The 22,115-nt window shown below is 55.9% G+C and carries 21 protein-coding genes; 4 read left to right on the plus strand and 17 right to left on the minus strand.

The genetic code is table 11. From position 1 onward, the window contains the following. Positions 1–37: 37 nt before the first annotated feature. Together WG929_RS13260 and WG929_RS13265 are read right to left on the minus strand one after the other, a co-directional pair. A complete protein-coding gene (locus tag WG929_RS13260; RefSeq protein ID WP_416206415.1) occupies positions 38–184 on the minus strand; it encodes a hypothetical protein in 147 nt (48 codons plus the stop codon). A 780-nt stretch (positions 185–964) separates the two neighbouring features. After that, positions 965–1,306 carry a TraR/DksA family transcriptional regulator gene (locus WG929_RS13265; protein WP_416206416.1) on the minus strand — a complete coding sequence of 114 codons (342 nt, stop codon included), beginning with the start codon at positions 1,304–1,306 and terminating at the stop codon, positions 965–967. Positions 1,307–1,476: 170 nt separating this feature from the next. Between WG929_RS13265 and WG929_RS13270 the strand changes: the two genes are divergently transcribed. After that, a complete protein-coding gene (locus WG929_RS13270) occupies positions 1,477–2,613 on the plus strand; it encodes an HD domain-containing phosphohydrolase (RefSeq protein ID WP_416206417.1) in 1,137 nt (378 codons plus the stop codon). Positions 2,614–2,643: 30 nt separating this feature from the next. Here WG929_RS13270 and WG929_RS13275 read toward each other — a convergent pair whose 3' ends face one another. Both WG929_RS13275 and WG929_RS13280 read right to left on the minus strand, forming a co-directional pair. Continuing rightward, on the minus strand, positions 2,644–3,072 hold the full coding sequence (locus WG929_RS13275; RefSeq protein WP_416206418.1) for a CBS domain-containing protein: 429 nt from the start codon (positions 3,070–3,072) through the stop codon (positions 2,644–2,646). Positions 3,073–3,272: 200 nt separating this feature from the next. Continuing rightward, positions 3,273–5,333: an endonuclease gene (locus WG929_RS13280; protein ID WP_416206419.1), complete on the minus strand. Its 2,061-nt coding sequence runs from the start codon at positions 5,331–5,333 to the stop codon at positions 3,273–3,275. 314 nt (positions 5,334–5,647) lie between these two features. Here WG929_RS13280 and WG929_RS13285 point away from each other — a divergent pair, with 314 nt between their 5' ends. From WG929_RS13285 to WG929_RS13295, 3 genes are read left to right on the plus strand one after another with little or no spacing between them, the layout of a single operon-like run. Further along, the gene (locus tag WG929_RS13285) at positions 5,648–6,553 is read left to right on the plus strand and encodes an MbnP family copper-binding protein (RefSeq protein WP_416206420.1); all 906 of its coding nucleotides are present in this window, start codon (positions 5,648–5,650) and stop codon (positions 6,551–6,553) included. Beyond that, positions 6,554–7,708 (plus strand): MbnH family di-heme enzyme, encoded by a 1,155-nt coding sequence (locus WG929_RS13290; protein ID WP_416206421.1) that lies wholly within the window; start codon positions 6,554–6,556, stop codon positions 7,706–7,708. Further along, entirely contained in the window at positions 7,680–8,903 is a 1,224-nt protein-coding gene (locus WG929_RS13295; RefSeq protein ID WP_416206422.1) for a hypothetical protein, read from the plus strand. Before WG929_RS13290 ends, WG929_RS13295 begins: the two co-directional genes overlap by 29 nt. Here WG929_RS13295 and ybaK read toward each other — a convergent pair whose 3' ends face one another. The 13 genes from ybaK to WG929_RS13360 form a co-directional block, all read right to left on the minus strand. Next, entirely contained in the window at positions 8,904–9,383 is a 480-nt protein-coding gene (ybaK, locus tag WG929_RS13300) for a Cys-tRNA(Pro) deacylase (protein ID WP_369856988.1), read from the minus strand. It abuts the gene before it with no gap. Continuing rightward, positions 9,380–9,682 carry a DUF1653 domain-containing protein gene (locus tag WG929_RS13305; RefSeq protein WP_416206423.1) on the minus strand — a complete coding sequence of 101 codons (303 nt, stop codon included), beginning with the start codon at positions 9,680–9,682 and terminating at the stop codon, positions 9,380–9,382. Before WG929_RS13305 ends, ybaK begins: the two co-directional genes overlap by 4 nt. Positions 9,683–9,696: 14 nt before the next feature. Next, on the minus strand, positions 9,697–10,398 hold the full coding sequence (locus tag WG929_RS13310) for an SIMPL domain-containing protein (RefSeq protein WP_416206424.1): 702 nt from the start codon (positions 10,396–10,398) through the stop codon (positions 9,697–9,699). Between the two features lie 50 nt (positions 10,399–10,448). Next, the gene (gene thiL, locus WG929_RS13315) at positions 10,449–11,423 is read right to left on the minus strand and encodes a thiamine-phosphate kinase (RefSeq protein WP_416206425.1); all 975 of its coding nucleotides are present in this window, start codon (positions 11,421–11,423) and stop codon (positions 10,449–10,451) included. Continuing rightward, positions 11,420–11,908 (minus strand): transcription antitermination factor NusB, encoded by a 489-nt coding sequence (nusB, locus tag WG929_RS13320; RefSeq protein ID WP_416206426.1) that lies wholly within the window; start codon positions 11,906–11,908, stop codon positions 11,420–11,422. The genes thiL and nusB overlap by 4 nt, the downstream gene beginning before the upstream one ends. Before the next feature lie 5 nt (positions 11,909–11,913). Further along, positions 11,914–12,390, minus strand: coding sequence for a 6,7-dimethyl-8-ribityllumazine synthase (gene ribH, locus WG929_RS13325; RefSeq protein ID WP_369856993.1), 477 nt, complete (start codon positions 12,388–12,390; stop codon positions 11,914–11,916). Positions 12,391–12,420: 30 nt separating this feature from the next. After that, entirely contained in the window at positions 12,421–13,536 is a 1,116-nt protein-coding gene (gene ribB / locus WG929_RS13330; protein ID WP_416206427.1) for a 3,4-dihydroxy-2-butanone-4-phosphate synthase, read from the minus strand. 66 nt (positions 13,537–13,602) lie between these two features. Then, positions 13,603–14,256 carry a riboflavin synthase gene (locus WG929_RS13335; RefSeq protein WP_416206428.1) on the minus strand — a complete coding sequence of 218 codons (654 nt, stop codon included), beginning with the start codon at positions 14,254–14,256 and terminating at the stop codon, positions 13,603–13,605. A gap of 70 nt (positions 14,257–14,326) precedes the next feature. After that, the gene (gene ribD, locus WG929_RS13340; RefSeq protein WP_416206429.1) at positions 14,327–15,466 is read right to left on the minus strand and encodes a bifunctional diaminohydroxyphosphoribosylaminopyrimidine deaminase/5-amino-6-(5-phosphoribosylamino)uracil reductase RibD; all 1,140 of its coding nucleotides are present in this window, start codon (positions 15,464–15,466) and stop codon (positions 14,327–14,329) included. After that, positions 15,463–15,948 carry a transcriptional regulator NrdR gene (nrdR, locus tag WG929_RS13345; protein ID WP_369856997.1) on the minus strand — a complete coding sequence of 162 codons (486 nt, stop codon included), beginning with the start codon at positions 15,946–15,948 and terminating at the stop codon, positions 15,463–15,465. Before nrdR ends, ribD begins: the two co-directional genes overlap by 4 nt. 114 nt (positions 15,949–16,062) lie before the next feature. Continuing rightward, positions 16,063–16,422, minus strand: a complete 360-nt coding sequence (locus WG929_RS13350; protein ID WP_416206430.1) for a hypothetical protein — start codon at positions 16,420–16,422, stop codon at positions 16,063–16,065. Positions 16,423–16,595: 173 nt separating this feature from the next. Next, positions 16,596–17,858: a serine hydroxymethyltransferase gene (gene glyA / locus WG929_RS13355; RefSeq protein WP_416206431.1), complete on the minus strand. Its 1,263-nt coding sequence runs from the start codon at positions 17,856–17,858 to the stop codon at positions 16,596–16,598. Positions 17,859–17,968: 110 nt separating this feature from the next. Next, entirely contained in the window at positions 17,969–22,114 is a 4,146-nt protein-coding gene (locus tag WG929_RS13360; RefSeq protein WP_416206432.1) for a sensor domain-containing protein, read from the minus strand. Position 22,115 lies beyond the last annotated feature (1 nt).

Genomic DNA, 22,115 nt, shown 5'->3' on the forward strand with positions numbered 1-22,115 from the left:
ATCCGGTGCTCACTCTGGGCTACCGGAGGGTGTCGAATCACGAAGCCGACTTGCAGGCCTGACGGGTCACGTCAAACGTCGGCGACACAGAGTCGAGATCATCCGGCAGCCCCCGCAGGGCGCGGGTTGCCGCCGTCCAGAGCGGTGTTGACGCATGTGAAAAGGACGCGTCATTTCGCTGCATTCGCCGCCTTGCCCTGAACAACGGCAACACTCGCGCAGAGCCGTGCAGGATTAAATAGATGTCCCCCATACCTGCTGACACCGCAATAGATAACGCTGAAAATCAGCCTGAAAATAACTGATTATATATGCAGTATAAATCAACAAAAGTCTGAATTACCGCACGCTGTCCGGGTGATGTCGGGGGCAAACCCCTGACACAAAAACGATTGCTCTAACGGATTACACATTGGTGTGCAGCAAGACCCAGGGTGAATGTACATGCTTATCTTTCTGGCAGGGAGTGACGATAAAATGGGATTTAACTATTAATTATCAATAAGTTACGTTGGATTTCTGGAGTTTGGTTTGCTGGGAAGCCGAGCAGGCGCACGAGTATGGCGTTACAATTCTAGGTGCTGTGTTTAGCGCGCTAAGCACGTGACGAATAACGCCGTGCTGACCGTTGCCGGCTCCGTCCGTGGCCGGTTCCATCGTGGCCGTTGTGCAATATGCGCGGCCGTTGCCGGTTCCATCGTGGCCGTTGTGCAATATGCGCGGCCGTTGCCGGTTCCATCGTGGCCGTTGTGCAATATGCGCGGCCGTTTCGGACAGCCACGGAGGGCGTCCCTACGCTGACAGCGGGCATGTCTTCACGGATGATTCAGAAGGATGAAGCGGGTCAATCCCGACTGATTCGGGAGCAATCTCGCCAGCTCAAGGTGTTGGAGCAACGCCCTTGAGCGTATCGAAAAGAAGCTGGATATGTTGTGAGAGCCACTTTTCCATGCGTGTTGTTTGCTCAGGCCTGCTGTTCGTGCCGACTGGCACATTGCAGGCAGCGAATGGCATAAGGCACTGCTTCCAGTCGTGCGCTTTCGATGGTTTCTCCACATTCAATACAGCTGCCGTAAGTACCCTGTTCAATTTGCTCCAGCGTCTGCTGGATCGCTATCGCTTCAATACAGGCTTCGCCGCTGATAGCGCCTAGTACCTCGTCGTTTTCACGCTCGGTTGCCTGTTCAGCAAAATCTGCCGACAGTGGGTTGTCACGGTGACTGGCGAGTCGTTCGGCATCGACAGAGCGGGTTTGAAGCTCATCCAGCTGTTGTCTCAAGCGGCTCCGTAGTGCATCAATGTTCATCGGATTCTCCTTAATAAACGTCGAATATATTGGCGTGTCTGGCTGTCAAATTACGTTGGCTGTTGGCCGACCGCCTTGATATGGGTCAGCGGCGTGCAAGACAGCTTTGGCTAGACTGAAGAGAGTGGCTTTTGCCTTGTTTTTGTTCGTTTCTGCTCCTGGAGGTCGTTATGGCCAATGCCTCAGAACAGCGTTTTATCGACCCCTACCAGCAGTTGGCACAGCCGCTGTCATTCGGTGATCGGTTGCAGCATCTCTATCGGGTGTTGCGTGAACAGTATTCCGGTATTGATCGTCTGTCTCTGGCGTTGTATCAGCCAGACAGTGATCAGCTATCGACCTTTACCTGTGCCGGAGATGACGCATCGCCACTAACGGGGTACAGCGTGTTATTAGACGCGGTGCCATCGTTAAAAGTTCTGGCCGATAACCCGCTGGTGCGGGTGGTCGGTGATATGCGCGAGTTTCGCTCTGATGAGCTGTCAACGCATACGGCGGCGCTGTTGGGGCAAGGTTATCGCTCAAGCCTGACGATGCCACTGACGGTGGAAGGCCATTTTCTGGGGATGCTGTTTCTGAATGCTCGTACCATCGACTATTTCTCGGCGCCCATGGCGGCGTATTGCACCCTGTGGGGCCATTTGGTGGGGCAGACGCTGGCGCAGGAACAGGAGACGTTACGCCGTCTGCATGCGCTGGCACGTTGGGCACTGGATGTCAGTGGCGTGCGCTGTATTGAGTCGGACGACCATATGCAGCGTATGGCCGCGTACACCCGGCTGATTGCCCGACAATTACAATCGTCACAGCCGTTGTCAGATAGCTGGATAGAATATCTGACGCTGTTTGCGCCGTTACATGATATTGGCAAAATATCGGTGCCGGATCGGATTCTGCACAAGCCGGGCAGTCTGACAGCAGAGGAATTTGATGAAATGAAGCGTCATGTTTCTGGGGGCAAGACACTGCTTGAAAAGGCGATTCGGCGTTTTGATCTGGGCCGGATCGAGCATATTGATATGCTAATGAATATTATCCAGTATCACCACGAGAAGCTGGATGGTTCCGGTTATCTGGGGCTGAATGGTACCCATGAAATTCCGCTGGAAGCTCGTATTGTCGCCGTGGCGGATATTCTGGATGCGTTGCTGAATGCTCGTTGTTACAAGCAGGCATGGGAAGAAGATGCAGTGTGGCAGGAGCTGAAGCGGCTTTCCGGCCGCCAGCTGGATCCCGACTGCGTAGCGGCGGTGCTGGATAACAAAGCCGCGATTCAGGATATTCAGCAACGCTGGCCTGCCCGTTAGGTTGGCACCGGATTGGGTTTGAAGCGATCGTTAGTTGTTCTGTTGCAGTAACGTAATGGCCAGTTTTACAAAGTCTTGTGATGTCAGCATGCCGACCAGTACCTTGTGTTCATCGGTGACCAGAACACACCCTTGGCGGCGATTGGCGCGCAGGCTTTCACCCGCTTGCTGCAATGAGGTATCGGGTGTCACAGCGACAACCTCGTGCTGCATGCACTGGCTGATGCCGGTTTTGCTCAGGTATTCCTGCAAGTGGTGGGCACCAAATTTATCGGTGATGCGGAATGCTTCCGTCAGAAATTCCCGTTGGCTCATCAGGCCACAGAGTTTGCCCTCTTCATCCACCACAGGAATATGGCGAATATGGTGTTCTGCCATCGTCTTTTCTGCATCGCGCAGGGTATCCGTTGGCAAATGGGTATGAAGGTGAGTGGTCATCAGTTGTTTGACGAGTTGCATGGTGGTTCCTGCCTTGGCTGTTCTGATTACAGTAAAGCAGGAAAATACCGATCCGGCGGAGAAATACGAACCCCCATCTCTGCCTCTTGAATCCCTGTTGGTCGATGAGTGATAAAGATGGCCACCACGCCGGAGCGTGGAGGCCAGGGGTATGCAGAGCAGTCTGGTGATACTGCCAACAACCTGTCAACAACCGCGCTTCAGTTACCCCAGATTTCAGCCACCAGTTCCGGGTGGTCGATAAAGGGATTACGGTTGCCTTGGTGGCTGTAGGCGGCGTCGTTACGATCAAGTTCTTTCTGGCTGACGGGGTCGGTGTTATGCCAGCTTTTCATCAGATTCAGGTACCAGATTTCAAAGACCTGATCGCTGCTGCCATTGAGTACGGCATCGCCATAGCTGGACTGGGTCTCCCAGCCGGAAATCACGTCTTCGTAGCGGGTGGCGATGTAGAAATAGGTGCGGGCCAAATCGCCTTTGAACTCGTCGATGGGTTCGAATACGGTGCCGGAGTAGCCCAATCCGGATTCGGCACTGCCCAGTTTGGAGCCATTGCTGGAGGTGTAGCTGGCGGTAGCCACTTCGCCGTAAGGGTAGCTGCTGCGCTTGCCGTTGACATAGCCATCGGAGGCGTAAATATGGTGTACGTCGGAGTTCATCGGTTCTATTGCACCACCAAACCAACTGCGTGGGAAAGTATGTTCTCGGTTATAGCAGGAGCCTTCGCCGCTGTAGCTGCCGCACTGGTCACTGCTGCTGGTGTAGGTGTATGGGTCTGAACCGTTCGGATTTTCGGAGTAAATATCCAGCAGGCTGCCGTCGGCTTCGTAATAATTATCGCGTTCGTAGTTACTGTAGAAGGTCCATAAGGCACTGTAGCCCTGGGCGCTGTGGCCAGCGCTGATGATGTTGTGCAGTTCAGTTTTGAGGACATAGCCACTCAGGCCATTGGCACTGGCGTAGTAGCCAATGAGGTCGGTGCTGCCGGTTCCTGTACCGGTATCTGTCCCAGCTCCGGTGTCTGTAGCGGAACCCAGGGTGAAACTGGTGCTTTCGCTGCTGGCAAATTCGCTGCCGCTGGCGACGCTGGTGCCGTCGAGAACGAGGTCGTAGGAACCGTTACCAAATGAGCAGCACATACCGTCGCCATAGCTGTCGCTAATGGTGAAGGTGTAGTCGTCGTCTTCCAGGCAAATATCTTCGCTGTAGCTGGTGTTGCTGCTGTAGCCGTTACCATTGGCGATGTCGGTGCCGCTGCTGTTGCTGATGGCCCAGCTGGTTTCGGCGCCGTAGTTGTCGGTAGTCAGGCTCAGAGTGGCTGTTGTGCAACTGGCACCACTATCCGTTGCTCCTGTACCACCGGATGAACCTCCGCCAGTATCTGTGCCGCCGGATGATCCGTCGCTGCTATCGGCGACAATAAAGCTGTTGCTCTGGCTGCTGGTGAACTGGTCGCCACTGACCACTTCGGTACCAGCCACCACCACAGCAAAAGAGCCGTTGCCGTACGAGCAGCAAATACCATCGCCGTAGCTGTCGAGAATGGTAAAGGTGTAGTTACCGGTATCCAGGCAGAATGTTGCGGTGTTGCTGCTGTTGCTGTCGTAATTGCCGCCGCTGGCGACTTCGGTGCCGCTGGCATTGAGGATATTCCAGCTGGTTTCGGAGCCGTAATTATCGGTCGTGATATTGACGTCGGTCGTGACGCAGCTGCCACTGTTGTCTGTATTGCCGCTGTCTGTACCAGTGTTTGTCGCGCTGTCGGTGGTTGGCTCAAAGTCGTCGACATACACCAGTTCCGAGCCATCAAAGCCGCTTTGGTCGTAAAAACGCAGGCCCACTTCGATGGAACCTGTGCTGGTGGCGGTATAGCTGTAACTGAGTTGCTGCCATTGATCGGTCAGGCTGTTATCGGAATAGCCCTGATAATCGGCGACATACAGACGCGCCTGGACGTGGCCTTCGGTGTGATAAATCCAGGCGCTGAAGTCGTAGTGGGTACCGCTGGTGACACTGACGGTCTGGCGCAAGTCGGTAGAACTTTGGGTGCCGGTATTGACCGTAATAGCGGCCGACTGGTTGCCGCTATACACCACACTGCTGGACGCAGCAAGACTGATGCCGCTGTCTATGGTGGTCCAGTCGTCGGGAGTTGAGTTGGTCCATTGTTCAAAATCGCCATTGGCGACGGTCGCATGGCCGGTACTGGCAACGGCAAGTGCCGATGACAGTAACAGCGCGGCGGAAATCTGTTTCAACATAATCATCATCCTGGGTGGTTCTGACGTTGTTTGGGTCTGGTCAAGCAGAACGGCGCAGGCTAGTTGAGAGAGATGACAACCAGACTGAAAAAAGATGACAGTGACTTCCCGCTGCGGTTTTTGTGAACCGATAGCGTTTGTTGATCTGGCGGGTTATGTAACAGCTGTTCTATTGGTTCCCGTAACACCGCTGTTAATACTGTGACACAGTGTCGCACGGTCTGGATTTGAACGGATGTCCCCCGCATTATCGCCGCTGGCTGGTACTCACAGCCAGCGGCGAATTCTTAATGTCATCCAGTAAGGACACATCCATGACCGTTCTTTTTACTCTCCCCAGCGCGACTTTTTTAACCGCTTTCAGTGTGATGACCGCCAGTGTTTTGCTGGTCGGTTGTGGCAGTGACAGTGGCAGCGACAAAGATGCAGCCACGGCAGATTCATCTGCCAGCTACAGCCTGCCGTTTTCTGCATCTGTTGGTGCCGAACCCCTGGCCTGTGGTGAGCGAACCACTTTGGCGGGTAACGCCAATGAAGGGAATGGCAGCCTGCCGCAGATCAGCGATTTCCGTTTGTATATCTCCGACGTACAGTTGGCAACCGCCAACGGAGACTTCGTCAGTCTGACGCTGGATCAGACCGACTGGCAGTACAACAATGTGGCACTGCTGGATTTTGAAGATGGCACCAGCACTTGCACGGCATCCACCACGGCAACCAACAGGGTGATTAGCGGAACGGCCCCAGCCGCAGACTACAGCCGGGTGCGTTTTACTCTGGGTGTGCCGGAAGAACTCAATCATCTGGATCGTGCCACGGCACTATCACCGCTGAATATTGATGGCCTGACCTGGAGCTGGGCAGGGGGTTACAAGCACGCCCGGATGGATATTGTTGGCTGGAATATCCACCTAGGCACGACCGGTTGTACGCTGGATGAAAATAACACCAATCTGGATTGCTCTAACGCACGTCCGAACCGACCGACCTACACCTTTGCCAGCCTGACGCCGGGCAGCAGCACCATCAATTTTGACTATGCGGCACTGGTTGCCGGGTCAGATCTGAGCAGTAATACCGAGGGCACGGCGATCGGCTGCATGTCGTCCGCCGATGATCCCGAATGTGAGGCCCTGTTTAGCCGTATGGGGCTGGATGTGACCACTGGTCAATGCCTGGCTGATGACTGTGACTCCCAGTCCTGGGTGACGGTCGAATAAATGCAGCTGATCAGTTTATCTGTCCGGTGGCTGGCAGTTGGGTGCCTGCTGTTGCTGGCGGGGTGTCAGTCGTCCGACTTCGATCTGCAGCTGCAGCAGCAGGCAGAAGGCGTTACCTTGTTGCAACTCAGCAGTGAGGGCGGTTTTGTGCTGCCTGCTATCCCGGACGAGAATCCGCTGACAGATGCCAAAATTACCCTGGGCCGTTTTCTGTTTTACGACCCCCGGCTGTCGGCCAATCAGACCCAGAGTTGCGAGAGCTGCCATTTTCAGGCGTTGGCTTTTACCGATGGTAAAGCGGTGCCGACCGGCTCGACCGGTGAGGCTCTGGTGCGTAATTCGCAAACGCTGACCAACGTGGCCTATAACGCGACTTATACTTGGTGGAATCCGATTTTCACCCGCATTGAATTACAGTTGGCGATGCCTCTGACCGGGGATACCCCAGCAGAGCTGGGAATTAATGACGCCAATCTGGCCGCGATTCTTCAACGCTTTCGCAGTGATACGGTTTACCAGACCTTGTTTGCTAACGCCTTTCCGACAGCGACGGATCCTTTTACCCTGACCAATATCACCCGTGCGCTGGCATCCTTTACCCGCACGATGATTTCCGATCGCTCACCCTATGACCGTAATGAACTGTCGGACTCTGCCCGTCGGGGCGAGGCGTTATTTTTCTCCGAGGCGCTGGAATGCTTCCACTGTCACAACGGTTTTAATTTTTCCAGCTCCACTATCACCACGAACACCCGCTTTCCGGAACGGCCCTTTTTTAATACCGGTTTGTACAACATCGATAATCAGGGCAGTTATCCGAGCGACAATACCGGCAAGTATCAGGTTACGGGTGATTGGAATGATATGGGGGCTTTTCGTCCGCCGACCCTGCGTAATATCGAATTGACCGCACCCTATATGCACGACGGTTCCATTGCCACGCTGGCAGCGGTGGTGGACTTTTACGCAGCTGGAGGGCGAAACCTGACCGCTGGTGCTTATCGCGGTGATGGTCGTAATAATCCGTACAAGAGCAGTTTTGTGAATGGTTTTGACCTGACGGCCGCAGACAAGACGGATCTGATCAATTTTCTTCACAGCCTGACCGACCAGGAATTTATTAGCGATGACCGCTTTGCCAATCCGTTTGAATAATCTCCGTTGCCTTGTGGCTGCCTCCAGTCTGATGGTTTTACCGGTACTGGCTGACAGTGGTCATCAGCATGAAACCGCCGCTGCGGGAGAGACTGGGCAAGACCGGACGCTGTGGCAACTGGATGTAGTGATGGGCTATCAGAAGACCGCGACACCACGGATTGCCGGTTTTCTGCCTTACGACGGTCATTACCGCAGCGCCGGATTTGGCTTGCAACACCTGGATATCGGACGGTCGTTTCGGTTGCCAGATCAGGGCGTGTATGGGCAGGTGGTGGTGTCGCGTCACAGCAGCAGTACCGACATCCACGAAGCCTGGATCGGACACCGTAGCGGTGCTTGGCAGCTACAGGCTGGGCAGCAGTTGGTTGATCTTGGTTGGCTGAATCGATTGCATAGCCACGACCGCTTGTTTGTTGATCTGCCGCTGATGTATCAGGCGATGTGGGGTGGTGAGTGGTCAGAAGCCGAAGTACGGCTGGGCTATCAGAGGCTGGATTTGGATTCAAATTCGGGTCTGTGGCAGTGGCATTCAGCGCTGAGTTTGCTGGGCACCAGCCAAATGAACACCGCCAGGGACGGCGTGGCTGCCATGGTCACTACTGCCGTCAGTGCTCGCTACGGGCAGTGGCAGCATGCCATCAAACTGGATGTGTATGGAGCCGAGGTGGGGCAACGGGGCATGCAGTTGTTCTCCACCAGTACGGCCACTCATAGTCATGGCTCGACGGCGACCGAGTATTTTGACGGTGGTATTGGTCATATCGCCATGGGCTTGTCCAGTGAGTGGGACAACACATGGGGCCGCTGGCGGCTACAGGGCGAGTATCAACAACGTCAGGAAAAAGGGGATCTCAGCAGTGCTGCCGGGCAAACCACCGATGCCAGCGCAGTACTGGATCTGCGCAGCTGGGGCAGTTATCTCGACCTGTCGTGGCAGCAATCAAGGCTGGCAGCCGGTGTACGCTGGCAGACGCTGGGCAGTGATGTGGGCTTGAGCCGGGTATCTGGAGATGATCTGGCCGATTCGATTCTTAACCACCAGAGCCGCAGCCCCAGCTATCTGAATATGCTGATCGCCTGGCGTTTGCCATGGCAGGGCAGCAAGCTGCGGCTGCAATATAATGTGCCCCTGACCGATGCCCTGGCGCTGCCCAGAATACAGCTGCAGTGGCTGTACAGCGTGGCGTTTTAATCAGCTCTCGCTGGCAATAGCCGCCAGTTTTCCGCGCGTTAGCGCCAGCAAGTCGGCGGCTGCCAGTTCGATCTCCAGCCCGCGACGGCCACCGCTGACATTGATGGTGGTCTGCTGTTCGGCGCTGCTGTCCAGTACGGTGGGTAATAACTTTTTTTGCCCCAGTGGACTGATGCCTCCCACCACATAACCGGTGGTTTTTTCCGCAACAGCAGGATCGGCCATATCGGCTTTTTTGGCACCCAATGCTTTGGCGATGGCTTTCAGGCTGAGTTTTTTGTCCACCGGGATAATCGCCACCGCCAGGGTGCTTTGATGGCCACTGAGGCTGACCAATAAGGTTTTGAACACCTGTGAGGGAGGCAGGCCAAGTGCTTCCGCAGCCTCACCACCCCAAGAGTCGGCCTTGGGGTCGTGTGGGTATTCATGCAGGGTGAACGTGATCCCGGCTTTTTTGGCCAGGTTAATGGCAGGGGTCATAACGCCTCCACAGGCAGGGTATCCGGCTTGGACGGCAGCTCGATAGGCCCCAGATAATCAAACCGGGCAACCGCTTCACCTGCCACGTTGACGGTTTCAATAAACATCTGGTATGGCCGTACCCAGTGGCTGAAGTCGCCATACAGGGTGCGGTAGTGCACCAGCCATTCTTCGGTTTCGCTATGGCGTACCAGACCGAAGACTTCGTAGTCCTGGCCCTTGTAATGGCGGTAACGCCCAGGACGCAGGCCCGCCGGGCAGGGATTCACGGTGTTGGCTGTGGGGTACTGCAGACTCATGGTATGACTCGTCCTTATTCCAGTTCAAAACGCACATCGACACTGGCGCTGATGGTTTGTTGCTGTACCAGCATGGGGGCGCTCTTGCTGCGGCTATCGACGGCCATTTCCCGCATGGCGTACATCGGCTGGGGTGAGCCGGAACCGCTTTCGCTAATCGCCAGGACGTTCCCCAGCCGGCTACCGAGGGTGCTGGCCATCAGTTTGGCCTTGTCTCTGGCTTTCAGCAAGGCGGCCTTTAGTGCCTGGTTTTCCAGCCCATCGCGATCGTCGAAACGAAATTGACTCTGGCTGATTTGCACCAATGGGTTTTGCATCAGTTGATGCACCAGTTCGCCGTAGTTATCCAACTGGCGCAGGGTAATCGCGATCTGGCGGGTGACCTGTTCGCCGACATAGGTGCGGCCTTTTTCATGCCATTGGTATTGGGGGTAATTGGAAATCTGCTCAGCTCGCACCAAATCTTCGGCAATGTTCAACTTGCGGGTGACTTCCATCAGCTGATGAAAGCTGTCGTCGACCTGACGTTTGGCATCTGCCAGGGTCGGGCGGGTATCGCTGATATTCAGGTTGAGCAACAGGTAATCCGGGGTTGCCTGAACATCGGCACTGGCAGAGACCTGGACGTAGGCTTCTTCGGCAGCCTGGCTCGGCAGTGCCAGCAAGGTGATCAGCGGCAAACACAACAGCAGGGCAGTATGGGTGAGGCGTGTCATGGGCATTCCTTTGTCAGGGCATTGAGTGGAAATTCTGACCGCATTCCGGTTCAGAAGTGCTGGTAGCCGGATGTTTTCAGTTGCAACGGCAGGCCATCAAGCGAAACGGTCACTGCGGGTGGCTGACCGGGGGCTGATGGCTGACACTGGCCAATACGACTCAGGGGAAGAGCCAGTCGTTGCGCCAGTGCCTGAATGCTGGCCTGCTGTGCAGGGGAGGCGGTAAATAATAATTCATAATCGTCGCCACCCGTCAGGCAGTTGGGCCAGTCGGGATGACCGCAGCCGACGGCTGTCGGAATCTGCTCTCCGGTCAGGGCCAGGCTAACCGCCGAGGCGGTGGCAATATGGTGGGCGTCTTGCAACAGGCCGTCGGAAATATCCAACGCGGCTGTGGCGATCCCCAGCAGTGACTGGCCAAGTGACAGCCGGGGTGTGGGGTAATAATAAGCGGCAGCGAGCCCATCGGTGGTCTCAGGGTTGGCCAGCACGGTGGGCAAGGACAGGGCTGCGGCACCAATATATCCACTGACCCAAACATCATCTCCGACCCTGGCACCGCTGCGCGTCAAACCGGTTGGTGTCGGGGCAGTGGCTACCCAGCCCTGTACCAGGATGCTGATTACCAGGGCTGGCCCACGAGTGGTGTCGCCCCCCAACAGGCTAATACCGAATTCGGTAGCGGCGTCGCGCAAGCCATGAGCAAAATCATCAAGCCAGTCCGTTTGGTTGTCTGGCAGAGTGAGGCCGAGTAAAAAACCCTGTGGCGTCGCACCCATGGCCGCCAGATCACTGACGGCACAGCGCAGAGTGCGCTGGGCGATCAGTTGGGCAGGGGCGTTGGCAGGGAAATGAACGTCGGCAACCTGGGTGTCGAGGCTTTGTACCAGGTGCTGACCCGCAGGCGGGCAAATAACGCTGGCATCGTCACCAACGCCCAGCAGGGTCGCAGCGTTTTGCGGGTAGCCGCTGCTGAAGCAGCGCTGTATCAGCGCAAATTCAGAACCACCCGGCTGCTCGCTCACTGTTCTTTGTTGTCCTGCCGCTGTGGTGCACGGGCACCACGAATCTCGACCGCCCGTTCACGCTGGGCCAGTTTGTCGAGGACGCCATTGATGTACTTGTGGCCGTCGGTGGCACCAAAGATTTTGGCCAATTCCACCGATTCGTTAATTACGACCTTGTAGGGTACATCTGGCCGACGGCACATTTCGAAGGCACCAAGACGCAGAATGGACAGCTCAACCGGTGTCATTTCATCAAGGCGACGATCCATCAGCGGGGCTATTTTTTCATCCAGAGCAGAACGCTCACGCGGTACGCCGTGGAGAATGTCGTGGAAATACTCCAGGTCGACCTTGCTCATGTCGTTATCGGCACGAAATTCCGATTCAATCTGAGTCAGGTTGGCACCGGCGATATGCCACTGGTACAGCGCCTGCAAGGCAAAACCACGCGCTTTGCGGCGCGCAGCAGGACTGGGTTTATGGTTGCCAGAAGCACGTGACATGCGGATCAGGCCTCCAGGGCGGACAGCAGGGAAACCATTTCAAAGGCAGACATTGCCGCTTCTTCCCCTTTGTTGCCGGCCTTGGTGCCAGAGCGTTCAATCGCCTGTTCAATGCTGTCGACGGTCAGTACACCGAAGGAAACCGGTACGCTGTATTCCAGCGAGACGTTGGCCAGGCCTTTGGTGCATTCACCAGCGACGTATTCGAAGTGTGGTGTACCACCACGAATCACTGCGCCGAGGGCAATGATGGCATCGTATTGTTCAGAGGCGGCGATACGCTGCACTACCAGAGGAATCTCAAACGCACCCGGTGCGCGAATAATCGTGATGTTTTCTTCGTCAACACCGTGACGCAGCAGGCTGTCGACCGCGCCTTCAAGCAGGCTTTCCACAACAAAGGCGTTCCAGCGACCAACGACAATGGCGTATTTACCGTCGTTCGGGGTGAGGTTGCCTTCAATGGTTCTGATCTGTTTCATGAGTATTTCCAGTTTGTAAGCAGGGGAATGTCAGGCATCAAATGGCAAGTATTCGGTAATTTCGAGATCGAAACCCGAGATGCCGCTGTATTTCATTTCCGAGCTGAGCAGGCGCATTTTCTGAACGCCCAGCTCGCGCAGGATTTGGGAGCCGGTGCCAATGGTCAGGAAGGCACCGGAGCTGTCCTTGTTGGGACTACGCACCGGGCGGGCGCGGCCAAAGAAGTCATCAAGACTGTCTTCAATCGATTCGCGCTGACCCGCCGACAACAACACCAGTACGCCTTCGCCTTCATCGGCGATACGTTGCAGCGCATGGGAAGACGACCAGCTGGAGCCGCTGGTTGGGCGCATGCCCAGCACGTCGCGCAGATAGTTATTGGTTTGTACCCGCACCACGCAGGGGCTGTCCGGTTGAATGTCACCGAGGGTCAGCGCCAGATGTGTTTCGTTCTGGATGGTGTCGCGGAAGGTGTGTAACACAAAATCGCCATATTCGGTGGAGATATCGTCCTTGCTGACCAGCTCAACGGTTTTTTCATTGGCAATGCGGTAGTGGATCAGGTCGGCGATTGTACCAATCTTGATGCCGTGCTTTTCCGCAAACACTTCCAGTTCCGGGCGACGGGCCATGGTGCCATCAGGGTTTAATACCTCAACGATGGCAGCGGCGGGGTTAAGACCCGCCAGGCGTGCCAGGTCACAACCGGCTTCAGTATGGCCAGCGCGACTCAGTACACCACCCGGACGGGCGCGTAACGGGAATATATGCCCCGGCTGGACGATGTCTTCCGGTTTACCCATCGGGTTCACAGCGGCGAGAATCGTGGCGGCGCGGTCGGCGGCAGAAATACCGGTAGTGACGCCTTCGGCGGCTTCAATGGAAACCGTGAACGGGGTGTAAAACTTGGCGCCGTTGGCGGTTACCATGGCGGGTAAACCGAGGTAATCACAACGTTCTGCTGACAAGGGAAGACAGATCAGGCCACGCGCTTCGGTGGCCATAAAATTGATGATTTCTGGCGTCACTTTCTCTGCAGCAACAATAATATCGCCTTCGTTTTCACGGTCTTCGTCATCCATCAGGATGACCATTTTACCGTCATGGATGTCGGCAATAATTTCTTCGATGGTGTTCAGTGCCATAATGAGCCTGTTCAAAATAACCTGTGAGTGTGTGTCGGTGCCGATCTTGTTGCCGGTCAGTTCCGCCTATTTCCAAAACCCGTGTTGCGCCAGAAAAGCCGCATCCATGGGTGTTTTTTCTGTGGTTGCTGGTGCCTTGACCAACTGTTCCAGATAGCGGGCAATCATATCAACTTCCAGGTGAACCTGCTGACCCGGCTGAATGGAAATCAATGTTGTCTCAGCCGCAGTATGGGGCACAATATTCAGTGTAAAGCCGTCGTCGTTGAGGGCATTGACAGTCAGGCTGACGCCGTCGACAGTGATCGAGCCCTTGGCGGCGATATAACGCGCCAGTTCTGTTGGAGCATTGATGCCGAGGCGAATGGAACGTGCATCGGCCTGACGACTGCTGATACGGCCAACGCCATCAACGTGGCCACTGACCATATGGCCGCCCAGGCGGGTCGTCGGCAGTAGCGCCTTTTCCAGATTCACCCGTGTGCCTGCTTGCCAGGCACCAATACACGTGTGGGACAGTGATTCGCGTGAGACATCGGCCACAAAGCCGTCGCCGGGCAGTGCCACGACCGTCAGGCAAACGCCGTTGGTGGCAATGCTGTCGCCGAGTGTGACATCAGTCAGATCCAGCGCACCGCTGCGGATCGTCAGACGCAGGTCGCCAGAGACGCTAATAACGCTGGCGACGGTGCCGATCGCTTCGATAATTCCTGTAAACATGGCTGCTCTCTATCGGTCTCTATTTTTATTGGCATTGGCGACAAGCCGGATGCCGTTGCTCAGTATTCGGCTAACCGGGCTGATCTTGTTCAGGTCGTAAGGTCAGGCGCAGATCGTTGCCAATCATGCGTATATCCTGCCATTGCCAGCGCATCTGTTGTTGCATGCTCTCTAGTGGCAGCACCAGTAACGGGCGGGCACTGCTGCCCAGCAAGGTGGGTGCGCAGTACAACACCAGTTCGTTTACCAGACCGGATTCGACAAAGGCCGCCGCCAGGTGAGCGCCACTTTCGACCAGCACTTCGTTGTGGCCTTGTGCGGCCAGAAACTGCAGCAGAGCTGGCAGGTCGACCTTGCCAGAACGGGTCGGCGGGCTTTGCCAGAGTGTCAACTGGCCCAATTCTGCCGCCCGCTGGACGGTGACGCGAGTCGGGTCGGTAACCGCCAGCAAAATATCCCCAGACTGGTTAAACAGTTTTTCGTTGCCGCTCAGCCGTTGCTGGCCGTCAATCACCACCCGCAAGGGCTGACGCCACAGGTGTTCAGGCTGTTCAATACCGGTTTCGGCTGGCCGGACGGTCATCGATGGGTTGTCGATCAGCACCGAGCTGGCACCGGTAATGACGGCACAGCTGCGCGCCCGTAAGCGTTGAACATCACGTCGGGCGTCCGGGCCGGTGATCCATTGGCTGGCGCCGCTGGCCATGGCAGTACGTCCATCCAGGCTTTGGGCCAGTTTGATGCTGACCCAGGGCAGCCCACTGCGCATACGCTGGATAAAACCGGTATTCAGGGCTTCGGCCTGGGCTTGCAAGCAGCTTTCTGTGACCTCGATTCCGGCATCGCGCAGGTGTTGAAAGCCGCGTCCGCCTACTTGGGGGTTGGGGTCGCGGCAAGCGCCAACCACTCGGGCTACACCGGCTGCTGCCAGGGCGTTGGCACAGGGGGGGGTGCGGCCAAAATGGCTGCAGGGTTCGAGGGTGACGTAAGCGGTGGCATGTTGGGCCTGATCACCGGCCATGCGCAGGGCGTGCACTTCGGCGTGTGGTCCACCGGCTTGCTGGTGCCAGCCTTCGCCGATCAAGCGGTTGTCCTTGACGATGACACAGCCAACTCGGGGGTTGGGGCTGGTGGAATAAAGGCCGCGTTCAGCCAGTCGCAGCGCTTTGGCCATCCAGTATTCATCGCTGTGTTCAATAGGGGTATTCATGCGTCGACTGCCGTGATGACGGCAGCGGTGACACTGTCTGTCAGGCGTTCAATTTCGGCGCGGAATTCGTCCAGATCCTTGAAACTGCGATATACCGAGGCAAAGCGGACGTAAGCGACTTGATCCAGCTGGCGTAATTCGGCCATGACACATTCGCCGATCTGGCGACTGGAAATTTCTCGGTCGTTTTTGTTACGAATGGTTTGCAGGATGCGATGGATGGCAGCATCCATGGTGTCGACCGGAATCGGGCGTTTTTCCAGTGCTCGTTCAATGCCGCTGCGGAGTTTGCTCTCGCGGAAGGTTTCCCGTTCACCATTTTGTTTGATCACATGGGGAAAGGTCAGTTCGACGCATTCAAACGTGGTGAAACGCTCGGCACAGCCCAAGCATTCGCGACGACGGCGAACCTGGGCGCCGTCAGCCATCAAGCGTGAGTCGACCACCTTGGTTTCCGGATGTGAACAGAATGGACAATGCATAGGCGGAACTGACTAAAGAGCGTGATACGGCCATCGTGGCCAAAGCGCGCCAGTGTACTCCTGACGGAATGGTCAGGCAATGGCATTCGCTGCAGAGGGACAGACAGAATTGAATCAGGCGCTCTCGCAAGCACTGGCGGTCAGGCGTTCGATCAGTTCATCGAGTGGCGTCGGGTCGGGTTCAAAGTGATCGATATTGCCCCAGTTGCGGAATGGACTCACGGCAAAGCCCTGGGTGACATCGTTAAAATAGAGACAGCGGCGGCTGAAGGTCGCCAGTACCCAAAAGCCGCAGCCTTCATCGGCCCAGGGGTGCTGTTGCCAGATCTCGGCATTCGGCAGGCGCACCAGTTCCCAGAGGGCTTTGGCAGGTGCTTCCATGCTGGTTTCTGCGCGTTTGATCAGATCCAGTAGGCGGGATTCAGAAATAGGAGTCCAGCCACCACAGGCGCATTGTTCGGTTGACGTCGTCATCAGAGGCATCCTGAGTATCAGAAAGAGTACGATCGGAACTTCTTGCACGAGCGCTGCGATTCTAAAACGTCGGGGTCAAGTTGCAATAAAAAACTGCAGTGTCGGGTGAAAATCTGTGTTGAGCAGGCGTCGCGCCACAGCAAGTGTGGCGCGGTGTGACAGGTCGATCGATGTTAGCGGTAAACCGGGAATTGGTCACACAAGGCAATTACCTTGGCTTTCACTTCGGCTTCTATTTGCTCGGAGGTGCCGTTTTCCAGGCTATCCAGGACATCACAGATCCAGCCCGCCAGTTCCGTGGCTTGCGCTTCACCAAAACCACGGGAAGTGATGGCCGGACTACCGATACGCAGACCCGAGGTGACGAACGGAGAACGTGGGTCGTTGGGGACGGAGTTCTTGTTGACGGTGATGTTGGCGCGACCGAGTGCGGCGTCGGCGTCTTTGCCGGTGTATTCCTTGCCGATCAGATCCACCAGGAACAGGTGGTCGTCGGTACCGCCAGAAACGATGTTGATGCCACGTTCAATAAAGGTTTTCGCCATGGCCTGGGCGTTTTTTACCACCTGAGCCTGATACGTTTTGTATTCCTCCGACATGGCTTCCTTGAAACACACGGCCTTGGCGGCAATCACATGCATCAGCGGGCCACCCTGGGATTCCGGGAAGACGGCGAAGTTGAGCTTTTTGTTCAGTTCTTCGTCTTCTTTCGCCAGAATCAGGCCACCACGCGGGCCACGCAGGGTTTTGTGAGTGGTGGTGGTAACGACATCGGCGATACCGACAGGCGTCGGGTAGACACCGGCAGCAACCAGGCCGGCAACGTGAGCCATGTCGACAAACAGGTAGGCACCGACGGTATCGGCGATGTCGCGGAAACGCTGCCAATCGACGATACGGGAGTAGGCCGAGAAACCGGCGATGATCATCTTCGGCTGGTGTTCTGTTGCCAGGCGTTCAACTTCTTCGTAGTCGATTTCGCCGGTTTTCGGGTTCAGACCGTACTGTACCGCATTGTAGATGCGACCAGAGAAAGACACCGACGCGCCGTGTGTCAGGTGACCACCGTGGGCCAGGCTCATGCCCAGTACGGTATCGCCAGGCTTGACCAATGCCATAAATACTGCGGCATTGGCTTGTGAGCCAGAGTGCGGCTGCACGTTGGCGTACGGTGCGCCAAACAGTTCCTTGGCGCGGTCGATGGCCAGTTGTTCGATCACATCAACGTGTTCACAACCACCGTAGTAACGCTTGCCCGGATAACCTTCAGCGTACTTGTTGGTCAGCTGGGAACCCTGGGCTTCCATGACACGAGGGCTGGTGTAGTTTTCGGAAGCAATCAGTTCAATGTGATGTTCCTGACGCTGGTCTTCAGCCTGCATGGCTGACCAGAGATCCGGGTCAAAGTCGGCAATGTTCATGTCGCGGCTAAACATCAGGGCGTCCTCGGAGTGTGGGGGGCGTTGCGCATCGGGTTGTGGCTACGCCGGGCAATTTAAAAGGGCGAGCATTCTACCCTAAATTGTGGCTTGCTGGCACGTGAGTGTTATTCACTGTCAGACTGAACGTCTTTCAACTGTGCTGCGCAACAGGCCTGTTGGGTTTTAATGCGGTTTTCGAGCTCTTCGGCGCTGGCCGGGTACGACAACAGGTAGCCCTGGATTTTTTCACAGCGGGCCTTGACCAGGAATTCGAGCTGGTCGCAGTTTTCGACGCCTTCTGCAATCACACCGAGGCCGAGGTTGTGAGCCATGGCGATAATTGTGCGGGTAATCTGAGCGTCATCACGGTTGGTGGGCAGGTTCTGGATAAAACTGCGATCAATCTTGAGCATGTCGACCGGGAATTGTTTCAGGTAGTTGAGCGACGAATAGCCAGTACCAAAATCATCAATCGAGATGCGTACCCCGAGCGCCCGTAATTCATGTAATACCGACAGGGTGAAGTCGATGTCGTCAATCAATACCGATTCGGTCAGTTCCAGCTCCAGATGACTGGGTGATATACCGGATTTCAGGATCGCTCGTTTAACCTCATCGACAAAACCCGGATATTTGAACTGGCGCGCTGAGACATTGACCGCGATCAAACGCACCGAACTGTTGAGTTCGAGCCAGTGTGCCATCTGCAGACAGGATTGTTCCAGCACCCAGCGCCCCACCGGCACAATCAGCCCGGTATCTTCCAGAATGGGTACAAACACCTGAGGTAATACTTCGCCCCGTACCGGGTGTTGCCAGCGTAGCAGGGTTTCCACGCCGACGGCCTTGAGCGTCCTGGAGTCGTATTGTGGCTGGAACAGCAGATGCAGCTCCTGTTTCTGAATCACCTGATGCAGGTCATTTTCCAGTTCCATGCGTTCAACCGCCCGTCGATTCATGGCAGCGTCGTAAAATTGCAGGTTATTGCGACCGGCATCCTTGGCGTGGTACATCGCCATGTCGGCATTTTTTAGTAGTTCGATGACACTGTCGCCATCGCTCGGGTAGGTGGCGATACCAATGCTGGCACTGAGAAACAGCTGGTGCTTGTCAATGTAATAGGGTTGGTTTATTTCCTTGAGAATGCGTTCTGATACCCGTTGGGAAATTGCCACTACATCGTCTGCGGAATCCTTGAAAGCGAGGCTGATGGTGAACTCGTCGCCGCCCATTCGGCACACCATGTCACCACTTTTAACACAGTGACGCAGGCGCTCGGCAACTTCGATCAATACCTTGTCGCCCGCCGGGTGACCAAGTGAATCGTTGATCGGCTTGAAGCGGTCGAGATCGATAAACAGCAATGACAGGAAACCGTCGGAACTGTCGGTCTTGTGCATCAACAACTCCAGCCGTTCGTGCATCTGGGCGCGGTTGGCAAGGCCGGTCAGCGGGTCGTAATACGCCAGGCGATGAATGCGTTCTTCGTTGGCTTTGCGTTCAGTGACGTCCGACATGATGATGGTCAGGCTCTGAATTTCGTGCTGCTGGTCGCGAATGATGCTGATACCGGTCCAGGAGGTTCGGGTTTCGCCATTCAAACAGCGGTATTTCAACTCCCCCTGCCAATAGTTTTCAATCACCAGTGTTTCGAGAATCTCGTGCATGTACTGGTTGTTACGATGCTCCGATGCCACCAGGTGATCCGGGGTTTTACCAATCACTTCATGACTGGAAAACCCCGTGATGTGGGTAAAGGCCCGGTTGACCTTGACTACCCGAAAGTGGGCATCGGCAACAATAATGGCTTCGTTGGTGTTTTCAAACACATCGGCCGCCAGTAGCAGTTCGCGCTCGTTCTGACGTTTTTCGGTGACGTCGCGGCAGATGCCGATGATGCCTTGCATCGCACCGTCCTGGCCCCAGATCATACTGGCCTGCAGCTCCAGCAGGCAGCGTGCGCCACTGCGAGTTTTAGCCTGAATATCTTTTTGTACCAGGACATTGCGGTAGAGTCCGGGGTCGTTGCCGTTATTCTGCAACGCCTGCCGCAGGCTTTGCTGTAATTCACGGAACAAGCTGCGGATATCCCGGCGGCTGAAAATCGCGCCGATACCGAGGCCAAGCAACTCGTCTGGCGGATAGCCCAGCAGCCGCTGTACCGACGAGCTGACAAAGTTGAGCTGCATCTGAGCGTCTGTTGCCCAGATGACGTCGGTCATGTTCTCGGCCACCATGCGGTAACGGGCTTCGCTTTCGGCGACTTGTTGTTGCTTGGTAATCTCGGCGGTTACATCCCGAGCCGTGCCTATATAACGATCCACCTTGCCGTTATCACTGTGCTGGAATGGCGTAAACTCGAAGCGAATAACCCGGATGCTGCCATCGTAATGACGGAATTGGGCGCTGGTGACCAGTGGTTGTCCGGGTGGCAGCGTTCTGACGACCGTCATTACCTGGAGGCAGTGTTTTTGTACCTCGTCGGAGGCATACAGCAGCCAGTCGTGACCATTACGGTTATCGGTTGCCGGATAACCGAGTGTTTGGGAGCCAGTACGGTTGCAGTAAACAAGATCGGGTTCCAGCCGATCGTCAAGGTTGGCAACAAAGACGGTATCCGGCATGGCAGCCATCACGGCAGCCCAGAAGGTTTCCTGTTCTTGCGTCCGCTCTGAGGCACGCTTTTCTTCGGTGATATCAATCAGGGAGATCATCAGTTTGTGGTCGAAGCCGGGACTGAAGTGGGCCGACAGTTCTCGCTGTTGGCCATCAAAGCGTTTGACGGAGACATTGGTGTGGGTATAGCGGGTCTGTTCGTTGAGGCTGTGACGGATCATCTCGAGAAAGGCTTTGCCGTCATCAATAAACAGCTCCCGAAACTGCAGTTGCAGTTGTGGCCGACTGGTGGCTCCTGCCAGCACCACGGCCGCCTGGTTGGCATTAACAATCACCAGGCTGGAGAGCGTGTTGCGGAACTCGGAGACATCCAGTAACCAGTGGGCTACACCCGCTTCTTCGAACAGAGACATATAACGCTGGCGGCTCAGTTCCAGTTCGCGACGAGTACGCACCGATATGCTGATGTCTCGCAGTATCCAGACGATGCCATCCAGTTGCCGTTCGCGATACAACGGGTGGTAGCTTTGTTCCAGAATGCGGGACTCGCCGTTGAGGGTGACCGACAGGGTACGGCCATTATCACGCAGGACTTCCAGCTCGCGGGCGTTGAGGCCGTGGGACCACAATGCTCGCGGGTGTGGCCAGGCTTCGGCGAGTGTGCGGCCGATGACAATCGCGTGACCATTCTGCTCAAGCAGTAGCCTGGCGCGGTTGTTGATATAATTAATGATGCCGTTGGCATCGGTCGAAATCAGGGCGTCTTCGATGGATTGCAGCACCAGGTCGGCCCGTTCTTCAGCCTGTTGGCGCTGGCTATCCGCATGCCTGGCGGCCTGCTCGGCCTTGCGAATAAAACGCCAAAACGCCAGCACAAATGTTATCAGCACCAGGATCAGCAGCAATGGTGCAACCAGACGTCCGGCGAGCTGGCGCTCCAGATAACCTGGCACCTGTCGCGCAACAACAGACCACTCAGTGCCAGCGATTGTTTTTTGTGCCAATGGTGCAGCATGGGGGAGGTTGTCTGGACGATTGTTTAATGTACGGACTAAGGTGCTGCCAGAACGGCTGTCGACCAGGCTGAGGTTAATATCCGGGTTGCTGCTGGACAGGGTATTGGTGCTGAAGCGGCTGATCGAGTGGCGGCTGGCGACCAGATACTGCTGATTGCTGCGATTGCACCAGGACACCAGATAGAGTTGTCCATTGACTAGTTGCGGTTGTGTTGCCGGCTGACGTTGCGGATTTTCTGCCAGGGCAAACAGCAGCTCCTGGCTGACTGGCAGACCTGACAACGTGTGTTGATAGATGATGTTTTGAGCCGATGTCACGATGGCGATGGCTTCCAGTGACGGTGTTAATCCGGCCAGCTGATCGAGGTTGGCTGTGGCTGAGCGCTGACCGTTTGCGGGAATGTGCTCGCCAAGATGGCACTGCAATGGTGTATAGGCCAACAGCAGGGAGCCAAGGGCAGTGGCCCGTTGGCTGGCGATAATACTGGCGCTGGTGAGCAATTTTTCACGATCGGAACAGACATGTTGATACACATTGAATACGACAATCGTAACCATGATGACAAAAGCGGGGATAAAAAAACGCTGTGGGCCAGCTCCTGATTGCACGGGGTTGCCTGCTTGTTTGTCATGCTGCATC

This window comes from Oceanobacter antarcticus (assembly GCF_044962685.1).
In the GTDB taxonomy this organism is placed as follows: Bacteria; Pseudomonadota; Gammaproteobacteria; order Pseudomonadales; family Oceanobacteraceae; genus Oceanobacter; species Oceanobacter antarcticus.